The organism is Rheinheimera sp. ATLC3 (assembly GCF_059429535.1).
The window spans coordinates 3622093-3637012 of record NZ_CM182103.1 but is presented as its reverse complement, the minus strand read 5'-3'; the positions used below and the strand labels follow the sequence as shown (position 1 = coordinate 3637012).

Sequence of the window (14920 nt, the reverse complement as noted above, 5' to 3'; positions counted from 1 at the left end):
GCTTTTTTATTGTTAACGTGGGCTGTAACTCAGGCTGATACCAAAGTTAGTGCCTGCGGTAGCAAAGCCATAATTAGTGTAATAATCTTTATCAAACAGATTATCGACCTTGGCTCTTAACGTCAGCTCTGTTGAAAGATCATAACTTACTCCAACGCCCCACAGTGTGTGGGACGGCCCATCCGGAAAAGCCAAGCTGGTATACCAGTCAGACGGTTGACGAGTACGGCTTTGATAGTCTGCTGTTACGAATGCCGACCACACATCTGCAGTATAACTGCCGCGCCAGTTAATACTGTTTTCAGGGCGCAATAACAAACGTGAGCCACTATCGTTATCTCTGGCATCCAGCCAGGTATAAGCTAAACTCTGTGACCACTGCTGCCACTGATAATCAGCTGTAAGCTCAAACCCCTCAATGTCTGCTTTAGCGACGTTCTCTGGTCGGGTCACTGCCCACTGGATCAGGTTTGTTACATCGCGGTCAAACCAAGCCAGACTTAACTGCACATTCTCCGCCGCAAAGTCTACGGCAATCTCATCAGAAACAGCGTGTTCCGGTAACAACTCAGGATTATTTGAACCGGGGAAGTACAGGTCGTTAAACGTCGGTGCTTTAAATGCAGAACCCCGACTGGCACGTAAACTCCATTGCTCATTTAACTGATAACCAGCGGCCAGCTGCCAGGTATTATTGCTGCCATATTCGGTGGCGTCGTCCCGGCGTGCTGCGGCTTCAAGTTTCAACTTGGCTAGCTGATAATTTACGCCGGTAAACACTGCACGGTTGTTGCGGCTTAAGCGCTCATAGACAGTGGCTGACTTGTCTACACTCTCCTGATACCAGTTAATACCGGCAAGAATATTTAAGTTGTCAGACAATGCCGTTGATGTCTGATAGTTAAATTCATCGCGTTCGGTAACGAAAGGGCTTCTTGAAGTTGGACCAAAAACAGCGTCGCTATCAAGCTGCCGGTTTACTTGCACCTGATGCTGCCACTGGCCAAGCTGATGGTGCCAGCCAAGTAAGTAGGTGCGATTTAACGTATCAGCCTGGTCTTGATCACCATAGGAGGTATCATATTGATATGAGCCTGAGACAACATCAGCCTGCGCACTCCATACCCCCCAGTCAGTTTGATAGTCTGCTGCAACTTTTACAAACCGCTGATCATAGCCATCTCTATCCTGATCAAGCTCAGGTTGAACATTAAATCCGTCTGCAGCACTCGCACCAGCTGTAGCCCGAAGCGTTAATTTTTCAGCCTGATGTACGATGCTAACATCAGTACCGAACTGGCCATAACTCCCTGCATTAACAGTCGCCTCAACACCGTTGCTGCGCCGCGTAGTAATAGCAATCACACCTGCTAAAGCATCGGAACCGTACCAAGCAGCACGGGGCCCCCGAATCACTTCAATACGCTCAATCAGCTCCAGCGGCAACGTTGCCAGAGATCTTGCACCAGCAGTTGCTGAACCACTGCGCACACCATCTATCAGCACCAGCGTATGATCTGTCTCGCCGCCACGTACAAATACACTGCTAAGCTGGCCGCGGCCACCACTTCTTGCCAAACTGATCCCCGGCAACTGCGCAAGCAAAGCGGGCAAATCGCTGGCCTGGCGCGCAACGATATCATCGCGCTCCAGTACAGTTATACTGGCTAGCACTTCTTGTTGCGGCGTTGCGGTACGATTGGCATAAATACTGATATGTTCAACAGAATCATCTGCTGCAACCGAGCAGCAGGACGCGACCAGAACGGCCGCAAAAGCAGGTTTAAACATGTAAGCTCCGAAAACGTGCCCACCGCACATTTATTCAAGTTATAGGAATTTTTCGGGCCGGTCTCCGGGCTGACAACCTGCTTTCGCCTGCACCCGCCTTCCCATCCTGTGACAGTGGCCTTGAGTACAGCTCAGTTGTTTACCGTTGCGGGGGCAGCTCTGGATTTACACCAGATTCCCGTTTAACTGCAGTCGCTCTGCAGCACCAGAAAAAGCGGCTCCATATGGAGCCGCGTGCAGTTTACGCCATCAAGGCAAAATGTCAATAGATGTCTGGATGGCTAAAAATCAATCGCGGAAATTTTTAAACTGAAACGGTTGCCCCAGCTCGCTGGTACGCACCAATTGCATAACGGCCTGTAAATCGTCTCGCTTTTTACCGGTTACCCGCAGTTCTTCGCCCTGTATCGCGACCTGCACTTTGATACTGCTATCTTTAACCAGCTTAACGATTTTTTTCGCCATCTCTTTATCGATACCCTGCTTGATACTGACATGACGGGTGATAAATTTGCCGTGACGTTCTTCTTTTTCAATTTTGAAGCTGCTGACATCCAGCTGCAATTTGCTGGCTTTAGTCGCAAAAATATCAAACAGTTGCATGACTTGCTGATCAGCTTCAGCGGTCAGCTCAATTTGCTCTTTGTTCAGCTCAATTTTGGCGTTAACGCCACGAAAATCAAAGCGTGTCTCCAGTTCCCGTTTGGCATTCTCTACGGCGTTTTTCGCCTGGTTTATATCAACTTCTGAAACAATATCGAAGGATGGCATTCTTTATCTCCTGACTATAACAGCCTCTGTTTGCTGGTGATTATAACCAGAAAACTGTTACAATCCGAGCGCCATATATTACGGGGGTTTTTGTGTCGCAGACTGTCTACCGCGTTTTTTGCCTCTCCTTCTTTGTGCTGGCTACGGCAAGCTTTCTGGCTGAGCTAAACGGCCACCGTGTTATCGCTGGCTTTGCTCACGTGGACAAGCTGGTGCATTTTAGTATTTTTGCCTTACTCGCCGCCTTGTTGTGGAAAGGCTTTAAACTGGCACCGCTCACCGCCTTTATTGTGCTTGGCAGTTATGGCGGCGCTATAGAGCTGGTACAACACTACTTTACCCGTCGCCAGGGCGACTGGCTTGATTTTGCAGCTGATATCACCGGCGTCATCAGCTTTTACCTGGTGCGTGGCCTGTGGCACAAGATCCGGCCCCGCAGCAAACGTTAAGCTGGAGCATTGTTGGCCAGGGCGCTATAGGTTTACTGGCTGCGTGCCGCATGCAACAGGCAGGCTGTGATGTCAGCCTGTGGCTGCGCCAACCCCGGTTGCTGACGATTAAATTTTCCCATCGTCAGTTACAGTTTACGCCTGCTTCGGCGCCCATCTCCGCAGTACTTATACCGGTAAAAAGCTATGCGGTAACAGAAGCCGTGCAAGCCTTGCTTCCGGCATTAGCTTCAGATGCGCAACTGGTATTAAGCCACAACGGCATGGGCAGCATAGCGCAGGTAACACCAATGCTGTTGCCGCAGCAAGGCCTGTGGTTTCTGACAACAACCCACGGCGCATTGAGACAGGCTGATACAGTGCTGCATACCGGTGAGGGTATGAGTACGCTGGCAGCGCTCAATAGTGCGGCCAAAGTACAGCAGCAACAAGTGGTGCAAGCTATGGATATGGCGCTTGGCCCTGTGACGCTTACCGATAATATCCAACCGGCGCTGTGGCAAAAGCTCGCTATCAATGCCGTGATTAATCCACTGACTGCATTACATAATTGCCGTAATGGTGAACTCGCGTCTTTGAAATATCGCCACCATATCGAGGCGCTGGTGACTGAAGTATGCCAGGTGGCGGCAATATGCGGCTATCCGCTTAATGAACCAACCACCTTGCAAACAGTGCTGCGGGTTATCAATGATACCGCTAAGAACTTCTCGTCTATGCAGCAGGATTTAGCGCATGGCCGGCGTACCGAAATTGACGCGATAACCGGCTATATAGTGCAGCAGGCGGCATACCATAATATTAAAGTGCCGCATAATCAGACGTTGCTACAACAGATTTTACAGCGCCAGCAATATCGGTGTTAAGGCCGGTACACCGATACGTTTTTAAAGCCCTGCTCCTGCAATACAACCGCCTGCAGGCGGCTCATGACACCGCGTTCACAGTAACAGTAGTAGTGCTTGCTCTGATCCAAATTAGCAAACTGCGACGCCAGGCGGAAAAACGGCAGCTCAACCACGTCATGTCCTGCAACTGTCAGCGGCTTAACATCCGTTTCTTCCGGGCTACGGATATCCAGTACTACCGCATCGGCAGGTAACTGCGCCAGCACAGTGACCACATCAGCCTGTTGCTCAGCCTGGTAATCTATAGTGCGGATATCCAGCACCTTGGCATCCTGCACTGCCTGGTCCAGCACAGCAAAATCGAAGTTCTGCTCATTGGCGATAACCTCGGCCAGCACGGCATTGACCGTAGGCTTGCGTGAGATCACACCGCAATACTCCGGCATACTCTTGGCAATATCTTCAGCACCAATCTTGGCTGCCAGCGCAATGATCTCCTGTTTATCCTGGTAAATCAGCGGGCGCAGGATCAATGTTTCGGTTACCCGGTCAATCACGTTTAAATTGGCAATGGTCTGACTGGAAACCTGGCCAATACTTTCACCGGTTACGATGGCTTTAATGCCCAGCTTCTCTGCTACAGTGCTGGCGGCGCGCATCATCATGCGTTTGAGTACAACGCCCATCAGCCCGTTATCAATGGTCTCTAAAATCTGGTCAACCACAGGCGCAAAATTGACGCTGACAAATTTCACCTTGTGCGACAAGCTGTATTTTTGCCAAATCAGGTGTGCCATCTCGCGCACGCCAGCTTCATGGGCAGCGCCACCGAGATTAAAAAACAGGTAGTGCGTGCGCAGGCCTTTGCGGATCATCAGGTAGCTGGCTACAGCTGAGTCGTAACCGCCAGAAATCAGTGACAGTACATCAGACTGTGAAGGCAGCGGAAAGCCACCCATGCCCTGATGCTGTTTACGCACCATAATCAACTGATCTTTTCGTACTTCAAGCGCAACAATGATATCCGGTTTAGTCAGTTTTACCTGTGCAGATGCCACCAGTTGGTTTAAGCCGCCGCCAATATAACGCTCCGCTTCAATTGATGAGAAATCATGCTTGCCGGCACGGCGAACCCGCACGCAAAAGGTCTTATTCTGTATCTGGTCGGCGTAAACAGCGGCAACCTGCTCGTAGATATCGTGCAGTGAGCTAAAGGTACTCGACTGCATTTCAGAAAAATGCACGATACCCGGAATACAACTTAAGCGGTCAATCAGCTGCTGCTGGATAGCAGTATCGTCACTGGGACAGCGGATCGTCAGGTGATCGTAATTATTGTTAACTTCGATATTGCTGTCGGTACGCAGCAAAATGGTCTTGATGTTGCGCTCAAGCAGCAACGTCTGGCGTTTACGCACCGATTTGCTTTTAATGGCAATTTCAGGGTGCAGTTTGATAATAAATTCAATCATCGGACAGCAGCAAATATCAGCAGGAAAAAAAGTGGCGCAGATTATAGCGGATCTCTTAACAAAGACCTAATCTGCGCCAGTGCTTTATTGGTTGTTACCTGAGGCTGGTTCCAGGCTTATCGGATCAGACTCTTTTGCCTTACCCTGCATAATCGAAATTTCTACCCGGCGGTTGCGGCGCCGGTTTAAATCAGTATCGTTCGGCACCAGTGGCTTGGTATCGGCATGGCCAACTACCACTAAACGTGTGCGGTCAAAGCCGTCGGCTTTAATCATTTCTGTTGCAACTGAAACCGCCCGCTTGGCTGACAAATCCCAATTATTGCTGTGCAGTTCATCCGATACCTGAATATCATCGGTATGACCGGTAACCGTAATCTCCCCCGGTACCTCGTTTAACAAGCTACCAATCCTTTGAATAATTGGTTTAAAACGTGGCTGCAAAAACGATGAGCCAGACGGAAAAGAGCCATTTTCGCGAATGCGGATAATTATTTGCTGGCCAAGCGACTCCAGCTCTATCGCGCCATCGATAATTTGTTTTTCCAATTGCTCGGCCAGCTTTTTAACCATTTCATTGGTTTGTTCCTGCTGGGCTTCTGCCTGCGCCTCGGCCGCAGCCGATTCGCCATCCATAATTTCTTCAGCATTGCTAACCGACTGGCCGCCGCTTAAATCTTCGCGCTGCTCCTGCCGGCCACCGGCAGAGTCTTCTTCGCCGGCCTGAAACTCTATAACCTGCTGGGTAATTTCAATCGTCTGCTGTTGCAGTGTTTCTATCGGCGTCGGATCAGGGCGGCCAGGACGAAACTCCATCGCGATAATACTGGTACCTTTTGGAATGTCTTCTACTTCAATTTTATTCTGCACACCGAAAGCAAATTTCATTGAGCCGGCAATTTGCTTGAATTTCAGTACATCCATTTCAGAAAACGCCAACAGCAGTACGAAAAAGCACATCAGCAGCGCCATTAAATCAGCAAAGGTTCCCATATACGCCGGCAAACCCGGTGGCGGGCATTTACACTCTTCTGCTTCATCACTCATGACTTACTCCGCAGCCGCCGGTTCACGTTTACTTTGCGCCAGGTAATTACGCAGGATCCCTTCGATCACTTTCGGGTTTTGTCCGTCCTGAATGCCCAAAATAGCATCAAGAATTAGCTGATTATTGGTTTTTTCCTGCGCGTTACGAATGGCGAGTTTGTCTGCCAGCGGTATAGCAATAATATTAGCAATAAAAGCACCGTATAAGGTGGTTAACAAAGCTACCGCCATCGCTGGGCCTATTGCTTTAGGGTCATCCATGTTGGATAGCATTGCAACAAGACCAATCAGCGTACCTATCATGCCCATTGCCGGCGCGACATCACCGAGGCTTTTAAAGATAGCAATAGCGGTTTCATGTCGCTTTTCTGTCAGGCTGATATCTTTTAATAACGTCGCACGTACCACATCAGCGTCGTGACCATCCACCAGCATGTTGACACCTTTTTGCATAAAAGCATTAGGTATCTCAGCCTCTTCCAGTGCCAAAAAGCCGCCTTTACGCGCTGAATCTGCCAGCTGTACCGCTTTTTCAATCAGCTCTTCCGGCGCTTCAATTTTAAACATGAACGCTTTTGCAGCAGCTTTACCTGAAGCGAAGAACTGACTGAGGGTAAATTTTGAGATAACCACGAAAATAGAACCGGCAAACACTATCAGTACGGATACAGTATCCATGAACATGCCGGGAGCGCCGTTACTGCCCAGGATCATTGCCATTACCACAAAGCCAATTGCGCCCAACATACCAACCAGGGTAGCTATATCCACTCTTATCTCCTTAGATCACGCACTGCTACATCGAACGTCCCGGACAAGTTTATCTTAGACGATAGCTGTTTATCGACAACAGCAAACAATGATTGAGTATAAATTACGTGAAATTATCTATTTAGCTTTTCACTTATGCTTTCTGATTGACCATAATAGCCTGCTAAGGTACCTTTGCGCACACTTTTTCCGGGGGCAGTATGAGCAAGAAAAAAGCCGATTTGAGCCAGTTCGAACAAACCTTGTCCGAGTTGGAGCAGATAGTACAACAACTGGAACAGGGAGACCTTTCTCTGGATCAATCTTTAGCCCGGTTTGAACGCGGTATTACCTTGGCCCGGCAGAGTCAGCAATTACTGCAAGGCGCAGAGCAGAAAGTACAACTGCTGATGCAACAACAGCAACAGGAAAGCCTGCTACCTTTTGAACCCGAGCAAGGAGATTAGGTGTGCTACCAGCTAATTTGCCGCGGTATCAGCAACGGGTAGAACAACACCTGCAACAACTATTGTCTCAGCAGCCGGTAACCGATGATAGGCTTATGCAGGCAATGTCCTACAGCTTACTGTTAGGCGGAAAGCGGGTACGGCCTTTTCTGGTATACAGCTGTGGAACTATGCTCGGTGCCAGCCTGCATGATTTGGATGGCCCGGCATCGGCCATCGAGGCGCTGCACAGCTACTCATTGATCCATGATGATCTGCCGGCAATGGATAATGATGACTTACGTCGCGGCAAACCAACCTGCCATAAAGCCTTTGATGAAGCCGCCGCAATTCTGGCTGGTGACGCTCTGCAAACGCTGGCGTTTGAAGTACTTAGCAGTCATCCTTACCAACAGGTTAAGGCTGATGCAATATTGCAGATGATAAAGCGTTTAGCTGCTGCATCCGGTTATGCCGGTATGTGTGGCGGCCAGGCGATTGATCTGGCTCAGACAAACCAAAGCACGACGCTTGCGCAGCTGGAGCGTATGCACCGTCTGAAAACCGGTGCCCTGATAGAATGTGCCGTGCAGCTGGCCTGGCTTTGCAGCCCGTCGACCGATACCAGAGAATGCGATAACCTGCTCAGGTTCGCCCGTGCTTTAGGGCTGGCATTTCAGGTGCAGGATGATATTCTCGACATAGAAAGCGATACTGTAACCTTGGGTAAGCCTCAGGGGTCAGATACCAAAGCGAATAAATCTACCTATCCGGCATTGCTGGGTTTAGACAATGCCAAAGCCAAAGCACAGCAGCTTTATCAGGAGGCACTGAACGCTCTGGCAGACTTACCGTATAACACTGATGAATTACGTGCCTTTGCACAGTACATTATCGAACGCAGGTTTTAACACAGGCAAGGAATATGGCGTTAGATATTAACGATTACCCGTTATTAGCCAAGGCTAATTTACCCGAGCAGCTAAGAGCGCTGCCACAAGAAAAACTGCCCGCACTCAGTGACGAGCTGCGCAGTTATTTGTTACGCAGTGTTAGTCAAAGCAGCGGCCATTTCGCTTCTGGTTTAGGTACTGTTGAGCTGACTGTGGCATTGCATTATGTCTACAATACTCCATTTGACCGGGTGATATGGGATGTTGGCCACCAGGCCTATCCGCATAAAATCCTGACCGGCCGCGCAGAGCGTATGCACAGCATACGGCAAAAAGATGGCCTGCATCCATTCCCGTTTCGAGAAGAAAGCGAATATGACGTCTTGTCGGTGGGCCACTCCAGCACATCAATCAGCGCAGCGCTGGGTATGGCAATTGCCGCACAGCAGGCCCGCAGCAACCGCAAGGTCGTGGCCGTTATCGGTGACGGGGCTATTACAGCCGGCATGGCATTTGAAGCGCTGAATCACGCGGGTGAAGTACGCCCGGATATGCTGGTTATTCTGAACGATAACGAAATGTCGATTTCAGAGAATGTCGGCGCGTTAAACCGGTATTTCGCCCGCATTCTGTCGGGCAATTTCTACACCAGCCTGCGCGAAGGCGGTAAAAAAATATTAAGCGGTGTACCGCCACTGCATGAGCTGGCCAGCCGCGCAGAAGAGCATTTCAAAGGCATGGTAACACCGGGCACCTTCTTCGAGGAGCTGGGCTTTAACTATATAGGGCCAATCGATGGCCATGATGTGCAAGGGCTGGTTAACACCATCCGCAATATGCGCAATATGAAAGGCCCGCAGCTGCTGCATATTGTAACCAAAAAAGGTAAAGGCTATGCCCCGGCAGAAGCCGATCCGATTGGCTACCATGCGGTGTCGAAATTTAACCCGGATGATAACAAGCAACCGGCCAAAAAAGCCGGTTTGCCGACGTTCTCTAATATTTTCGGCAGCTGGATTTGCGACATGGCCGAACAGGATGAGCGCTTACAGGCCATAACGCCGGCAATGCGTGAAGGTTCTGATCTGGTAAGGTTTTCAAAAGCATTTCCCAAGCGCTACTTTGATGTAGCTATTGCAGAGCAACATGCAGTAACACTGGCTGCCGGTATGGCCATTGAAGGGTTAAAACCGGTAGTGGCCATTTACTCCAGTTTCTTGCAGCGTGGTTATGATCAGTTAATTCACGATGTTGCCCTGCAAAATCTTGATGTGTTATTTGCTATCGACCGTGCAGGCGTCGTTGGCGCAGATGGCCCGACACATCAGGGAGCCTTTGATATCAGCTTTATGCGCTGCATACCGAATATGGTCATTATGGTACCGTCAGATGAAAACGAGTGCCGGCAGATGCTGTACACTGGTTATCAGTATCAGGGGCCAGCGGCTGTGCGTTATCCGCGTGGCAGCGGAACCGGTATAGCGACAGAGCAGAAAATGCAGCTACTGGCTTTGGGTAAAGGCAAAGTCATACGTCAGGGCAAGCGTATTGCGATACTGGCATTTGGCCCGCTGCTCAGTGCCTGCCAGCATGCAGCCGAGCAGCTGAACACCACCCTGGTTGACATGCGGTTTGTCAAACCGCTGGATGAAACACTGTTGACCGAGCTTGCCGCTTCGCATGATTACTTTGTTACGGTCGAGGATAATGCTGTAATGGCAGGTGCGGGCTCTGCCGTAAACGAGTTTATCAGCCAGGCAAAGCTAAATGTACGCAGTATAAACCTGGGCTTACCGGACCAGTTTATTAAGCATGGCAGTCAGCAGGAGATCTATGCCGAACTTGGCCTGGATAGTGACGGTATCTACAACAGTATCAGCGCACTGAAATAACGCCGCATGTTCTGTAAAAAAGCCTGCATAATGCAGGCTTTTTTGTTCACAGCTGGGTGTTCTTCAGCTCAAAGCGGGCGAGCCCTGCTGCCAGTAAACGCTCTACCTGAGCTTCAACATGAGATGAGTCTTCAAATTCAAAGGCATCGACCTGTTGGTCAAAATGAATAGTAGCGACACCATTTTTACCGGCATGCTTCACGTGGTATAGCGCCATTTCAGCCAGTTGCAGCGATATTTCCCAGCTGATCAGTTGCCCGCCCAGCAAGTCGAGCGGGAAGATAGCATAACCGACTGAGCAGGTTAACCGGGTACGGTGGCCATCCGGTAAACTGAATACCGTTTTGCCAATCAGCTCGTTTAACCTGTAGCTGAACTGTTCAACCAAATCAGTCTGGATATCACGTAGTACCAGCACAAACTCTTCACCGGCAAAGCGTACAACGTAGTCTGAGCCCCGTGTTTCTCGAATTAAGATGCCTGCAACCTGCTGAATACAGCTATCGCCGGCAGTATTACCATATTGATCGTTAACCTGTTTAAAGTTATCCAGATCCAGATGAATTAACGCCACGCATTTACCCTGCGACTGCATTGATTCACGGTTACGCTGAAAGTGTTCAATATCTTTTGGCAGTTGCTCGAACATAAAACGACGGTTGCGCAGTCCGGTCAGACTGTCTTTATGCGTCAGTAAAGTTAGCTGTTCATTCAGTTCATTAAGCTTCAGGTTACTGTTTTCTAACTCTTGTGTCCGCTGCCGCACCAGTCTTTCCAGCTGTAGTTGCTGATTCACAGTGTTGCGCCTGAGTAACCACAATACGCCATACAGGCAGAACAACGCCAACAGTGCCCACAGTGCGCGATAAATAAAGGTTTCGTCAAAGCGTTTAGGTACTACTATGTCCAGCTCAGCAGATTGCTCATCAAGCCAGGGACCATTATCAAAACGCGTTTGTACCTGAAACACAAAACGCCCTGGCGTAAGATTGGTATATACCGCTTCGCGCCGCTGGCCAACATCATGCCAGTGCTGATCAAACCCTTGCAGCCGGTAACGGAATTGTAGTGCGGCAGGTTTAATAAACTCCAGCGCTGAGTATTGCACGCTGAGATTACGGTCGTCTAAGTCAAGTACCAAGCGAGGCTGCAGAGCATCAACGAGATAATTACGCAGCCCCTGTACACTCTTGATAACAGGTCGCAAACTGCTGCGTTGTTGCTGATCAAGTTGCACCGGCACAGCAACCAACCCTTTTAATGTTGGATACCAGTATTGATCTTGCCAACGCACTACTTTAGCTTGCCCTGCACCATTGCAGCAGCGTCCGGGCACAGTGCCAAGCTGCCTGTCATACGGGCCGAGAATTTCGTCAGCCTGCACAGTGCCCTGCCCTAAAGCCAAGAGTTGTGCCTTGTCCAGCCTGAAGATACCTTTGTTGCTACTGACCCATAATTTATCGCTATTGGCATCAAATGCCAGACTGACAACCGGACTGTGTGGTAATCCATTACCAGCGTGCCATTGCAGCCACTGTGTCTGCTGCGGTAGCTCTACAAAGATACCATCGTCGAGTGTCGCGGCGATAACTGTGCTGTCGGGCAATATAAGCAGTGCCGTGATGTAACTGTTATACAACGCACTGCCTACCCCAAGCCGTGTAAGTCGTCCTGACTCATACTGGTATAACCCTCTGGTTGTACCGAAGATAAGGGTCTGCCGTTGTTGCTGCAATACCGTAATATGGCGCGATTCAAGTTCGCTGTTCAGTGAAAATGGCGTCAGGATTTGGTGCTGGTAATGAAACAATCCCATTACACCGCCTATCCACACACCGTCAGCACCGTCGGGCTGTAATACTCTGACGGTGTAGCCGTTTAACGACGCAAACTGCGACTGCAGTTCAGGCTGTCCGCGCTGATAACGCAACACCCCTTGATCTGTCGCCAGCCATAGCTGCTGATTGTCAGGCCAGTAAACATCATGCACCGTACTGGCGCCGAGCTGCGCAGCGCTGAGCAAAGAGCGATAACTGCCATCAACTTCAAGCTCGCCAACATCAGATTGTCCGGCAATTAACAGTGTGTTGTCCGGCGTCACCCCCAGACTTCGCACGACCGGATCTGCCGTTGCCGGCACAATGCGGCGAATATTGCCAACAGAGGCCCGATAGATGCCATCACTGAAGCTGGCTAACCAGATATTGTGGTCTTTGTCTTCGAAAATATCGCTGAACCAGGGGTAACTGCCGAGCTCATCGCCGGTAATATGCTGCCATTTCTGGCCATTGTGGCGGTGAAACAATTTCCGGTGGGCAGAAATCCAGCTGTTGCCCCGGCTATCTTTCAGCAGTTTATACACTGCAGTACTGTTGTTGTCCGGCAAGTCACACTTTTTAACCTCACCTGTTTTATCCAGATGATAAAAGCCTGCTTCACCGGCGATATGCAAACCATTGTCCGTCCAGTACAGGTCGTAAATCGGTGTTTGCATCAACTCAGCAGGTAACGGGAAACTTTCAGTATTACCTTCAATGTCGATACGAAATAACTTGTCTGTGCTGGTAACCCATACCTGGTTGTTGACCAATTCCAGTTGACCAACCTGAGAGCGGATCTGCTCTACCCGGCTGACCTTACCATCACGAACACGGAACAATGAATCTGCAGCTACCCAGATTTCCCCCGGGCTGACTTCCACGATAGCGGTAACTTCAGACAGGATCTGGTAACGCTCAAAAGTCAGGCTTGCCGGGTCAAAACCAGATAAACCGGCTTTAGTCCCCACCCACATATAACCTCTGCTATCGCTGAATAAGCGGGTAATCGCATTGCTGGCTAAGTGGCGGTGAGTTTCTTTATTGAAATGTTCGAACTGCATACCATCAAAACGGTTTAAACCGTATTGGGTTGCCAGCCAGATATAGCCTTGCGCATCCTGGCTGACCGAGCGCACCGAATTATTTGATAGCCCTTCAGCACTGCCCCAGTGCTTAATATCAAAATCATACACTGACTGCTGGTTATATGCCTGACAGGCAAAGCTACACAACAATAAAAGCAACGATAAGGTGTTTTTCATTGTGTGCTCTCTTCTTATTATTTGTTTTAACCCAGGGCCAGAAAAGGTAACAGCAATTGCAGTGTCAGGCAGGCAGCAACGCCTGCCGCAATATCATCCAGCATAATACCCAGCCCGCCGTGTACATGTCTGTCCAGCACACTGATTGGCCAGGGTTTTACAATATCAAACAGGCGGAACAATACAAAGCCCAGCAACATTGTTTGCCAGTGCAGCGGTGCCCACAACATAGTAATGGCATAACCGATTACCTCGTCCCAGACAATAGCCCTGTGATCATGCTCGCCAATATCGTGTGCCGTTTTGCCGCAAACATAAATACCCAGTAACGAACCCGCTACTGCAAACAGCAACAGATAGCTGTTGCCCAGCAGTAGTAACAGGATAACCAAGGGTACCGCCGCCAGAGTACCAAAGGTACCGGGTGCTTTGGACGCCAGGCCGCTACCGAAACCCAGCGCCAGAAACTGGTGCCATTTTTTCAGGTTGAACTGTGCTTTAGTCATAAAAAAGTGTCATACAAAATGCACAAAGCCTGTCGGCTGATAACTGAATGGCTGCTCGCCGTGTTTTAGCTCCAGCTTGCCGGCAACGCCGGTAATGCGGCCGATGCAGCTGACTGGCGTACCATAAGGCGACAGTAAGACGTCTAACGAGCCACGTTTAGCTTCTGGTACGGTAAACAACAACTCGTAGTCTTCGCCGCCAGACAGGGCCAGTTGCATTGCCGTTGTCTGATCGCAGCTGTCTTTGACAGCCTGAGACAGAGGTAGACGCGACACATCAATGCTGGCGCCAACGTCAGAACGTTTCATTATATGTTGGATATCACCGTACAAACCATCGGATAAATCCATCGCGCTGCTGGCGATATTACGCAGTGCCTGCCCTAAGGCAACACGGGCGGAAGGGTAATGAAAGCGCTGTAAAATGTGCGTTTGATGTTTCTTGCTTACTTCATGCAAGCCCTGGCAAAGTTTTAAACCAAGAGCCGCGTCACCCAACGTACCGGTAACATAAATATAATCACCCACTTTTGCACCACTGCGGGTCAGCGCTTTGCCACGAGGTACTATGCCTTTAGCGATCATCGTCAGGCTCATCGGGCCACGTGTTGTATCGCCACCTACCAGCTGACAATTGTAATACTCCGCCGTCTCATGCAAACCGGCAGAGAACGCCGCAAGCCAGTCTTCATCAACTGCAGGCAATGTTAACGCCAGCGACAGCCACGCCGGCTCAGCGCCCATTGCTGCCAGATCACTGACATTCACGGTAACCAGCTTATGACCTAAAGCACGGGGATCATCATCAGGGAAAAAGTGTGTACCAGCCACCATAGTGTCGGTCGTGACTACCAGGTCATAACCATCACGAACCTGCAGTACGGCACCATCATCGCCAACACCGATAGCCGCATCTTGTCGGCGCGCGCCACTGTTGCTGAAGTAACGGGAAATGAGTTCGAATTCACCCATA

13 protein-coding genes and 1 riboswitch are annotated in these 14920 nt (G+C 49.9%); of the genes, 5 read left to right on the top strand and 8 right to left on the bottom strand.

Annotation, left to right across the window (positions count from 1 at the left end):
- Positions 1-12 precede the first annotated feature (12 nt).
- Positions 13-1791, bottom strand: coding sequence for a TonB-dependent receptor domain-containing protein (locus tag AC5SV9_RS16920; protein ID WP_475148764.1), 1779 nt, complete (start codon positions 1789-1791; stop codon positions 13-15).
- A 38-nt stretch (positions 1792-1829) separates the two neighbouring features.
- A riboswitch (cobalamin riboswitch) is annotated at positions 1830-2016 on the bottom strand.
- A gap of 63 nt (positions 2017-2079) precedes the next feature.
- A complete protein-coding gene (locus tag AC5SV9_RS16915) occupies positions 2080-2562 on the bottom strand; it encodes a YajQ family cyclic di-GMP-binding protein (RefSeq protein WP_475148762.1) in 483 nt (160 codons plus the stop codon).
- A gap of 92 nt (positions 2563-2654) precedes the next feature.
- On the opposite strand from AC5SV9_RS16915, the gene AC5SV9_RS16910 reads away from it, so the two are divergent.
- Together AC5SV9_RS16910 and AC5SV9_RS16905 are read left to right on the top strand one after the other, a co-directional pair.
- Positions 2655-3011: a VanZ family protein gene (locus AC5SV9_RS16910; RefSeq protein ID WP_475148760.1), complete on the top strand. Its 357-nt coding sequence runs from the start codon at positions 2655-2657 to the stop codon at positions 3009-3011.
- Positions 2978-3877: a ketopantoate reductase family protein gene (locus AC5SV9_RS16905; RefSeq protein ID WP_475148758.1), complete on the top strand. Its 900-nt coding sequence runs from the start codon at positions 2978-2980 to the stop codon at positions 3875-3877. Before AC5SV9_RS16910 ends, AC5SV9_RS16905 begins: the two co-directional genes overlap by 34 nt.
- On the opposite strand, the gene thiI is transcribed toward AC5SV9_RS16905, so the two are convergent.
- The 3 genes from thiI to pomA form a co-directional block, all read right to left on the bottom strand.
- Positions 3874-5331 (bottom strand): tRNA uracil 4-sulfurtransferase ThiI, encoded by a 1458-nt coding sequence (thiI, locus tag AC5SV9_RS16900; protein ID WP_475148756.1) that lies wholly within the window; start codon positions 5329-5331, stop codon positions 3874-3876. The two genes, AC5SV9_RS16905 and thiI, sit on opposite strands and share 4 nt — an antisense overlap.
- A gap of 84 nt (positions 5332-5415) precedes the next feature.
- A complete protein-coding gene (locus AC5SV9_RS16895) occupies positions 5416-6378 on the bottom strand; it encodes a flagellar motor protein MotB (RefSeq protein ID WP_475148754.1) in 963 nt (320 codons plus the stop codon).
- A 3-nt stretch (positions 6379-6381) separates the two neighbouring features.
- Entirely contained in the window at positions 6382-7149 is a 768-nt protein-coding gene (gene pomA, locus AC5SV9_RS16890) for a flagellar motor protein PomA (protein ID WP_134056147.1), read from the bottom strand.
- 200 nt (positions 7150-7349) lie between these two features.
- Between pomA and xseB the strand changes: the two genes are divergently transcribed.
- The 3 genes from xseB to dxs are packed head-to-tail and all read left to right on the top strand — an operon-like array spanning position 7350 to position 10359.
- Positions 7350-7595 carry an exodeoxyribonuclease VII small subunit gene (xseB, locus tag AC5SV9_RS16885; protein ID WP_134056150.1) on the top strand — a complete coding sequence of 82 codons (246 nt, stop codon included), beginning with the start codon at positions 7350-7352 and terminating at the stop codon, positions 7593-7595.
- A gap of 2 nt (positions 7596-7597) precedes the next feature.
- Positions 7598-8485 carry a (2E,6E)-farnesyl diphosphate synthase gene (gene ispA / locus AC5SV9_RS16880; RefSeq protein WP_475148752.1) on the top strand — a complete coding sequence of 296 codons (888 nt, stop codon included), beginning with the start codon at positions 7598-7600 and terminating at the stop codon, positions 8483-8485.
- Positions 8486-8499: 14 nt separating this feature from the next.
- Positions 8500-10359: a 1-deoxy-D-xylulose-5-phosphate synthase gene (dxs, locus tag AC5SV9_RS16875; RefSeq protein WP_475148750.1), complete on the top strand. Its 1860-nt coding sequence runs from the start codon at positions 8500-8502 to the stop codon at positions 10357-10359.
- Positions 10360-10405: 46 nt separating this feature from the next.
- Here the strand turns inward: dxs and AC5SV9_RS16870 are convergent, their stop codons facing one another.
- The 3 genes from AC5SV9_RS16870 to thiL are packed head-to-tail and all read right to left on the bottom strand — an operon-like array spanning position 10406 to position 14919.
- The gene (locus AC5SV9_RS16870; RefSeq protein WP_475148749.1) at positions 10406-13441 is read right to left on the bottom strand and encodes a ligand-binding sensor domain-containing protein; all 3036 of its coding nucleotides are present in this window, start codon (positions 13439-13441) and stop codon (positions 10406-10408) included.
- A gap of 26 nt (positions 13442-13467) precedes the next feature.
- Complete coding sequence (locus AC5SV9_RS16865; protein WP_475148747.1) at positions 13468-13947, bottom strand: phosphatidylglycerophosphatase A family protein; 480 nt, start codon at positions 13945-13947, stop codon at positions 13468-13470.
- Positions 13948-13956: 9 nt separating this feature from the next.
- Positions 13957-14919 carry a thiamine-phosphate kinase gene (gene thiL / locus AC5SV9_RS16860; protein WP_475148746.1) on the bottom strand — a complete coding sequence of 321 codons (963 nt, stop codon included), beginning with the start codon at positions 14917-14919 and terminating at the stop codon, positions 13957-13959.
- Position 14920 lies beyond the last annotated feature (1 nt).

Excerpts from the sequence above, each read along its gene's own strand:
- AC5SV9_RS16920 (WP_475148764.1), bottom strand. The coding sequence starts at position 1,791 with ATGTTTAAACCTGCTTTTGCGGCCGTTCTGGTCGCGTCCTGCTGCTCG.
- AC5SV9_RS16915 (WP_475148762.1), bottom strand. The coding sequence starts at position 2,562 with ATGCCATCCTTCGATATTGTTTCAGAAGTTGATATAAACCAGGCGAAA.
- thiI (WP_475148756.1), bottom strand. The coding sequence starts at position 5,331 with ATGATTGAATTTATTATCAAACTGCACCCTGAAATTGCCATTAAAAGC.
- AC5SV9_RS16895 (WP_475148754.1), bottom strand. The coding sequence starts at position 6,378 with ATGAGTGATGAAGCAGAAGAGTGTAAATGCCCGCCACCGGGTTTGCCG.
- xseB (WP_134056150.1), top strand. The coding sequence starts at position 7,350 with ATGAGCAAGAAAAAAGCCGATTTGAGCCAGTTCGAACAAACCTTGTCC.
- dxs (WP_475148750.1), top strand. The coding sequence starts at position 8,500 with ATGGCGTTAGATATTAACGATTACCCGTTATTAGCCAAGGCTAATTTA.
- AC5SV9_RS16870 (WP_475148749.1), bottom strand. The coding sequence starts at position 13,441 with ATGAAAAACACCTTATCGTTGCTTTTATTGTTGTGTAGCTTTGCCTGT.
- AC5SV9_RS16865 (WP_475148747.1), bottom strand. The coding sequence starts at position 13,947 with ATGACTAAAGCACAGTTCAACCTGAAAAAATGGCACCAGTTTCTGGCG.
- thiL (WP_475148746.1), bottom strand. The coding sequence starts at position 14,919 with ATGGGTGAATTCGAACTCATTTCCCGTTACTTCAGCAACAGTGGCGCG.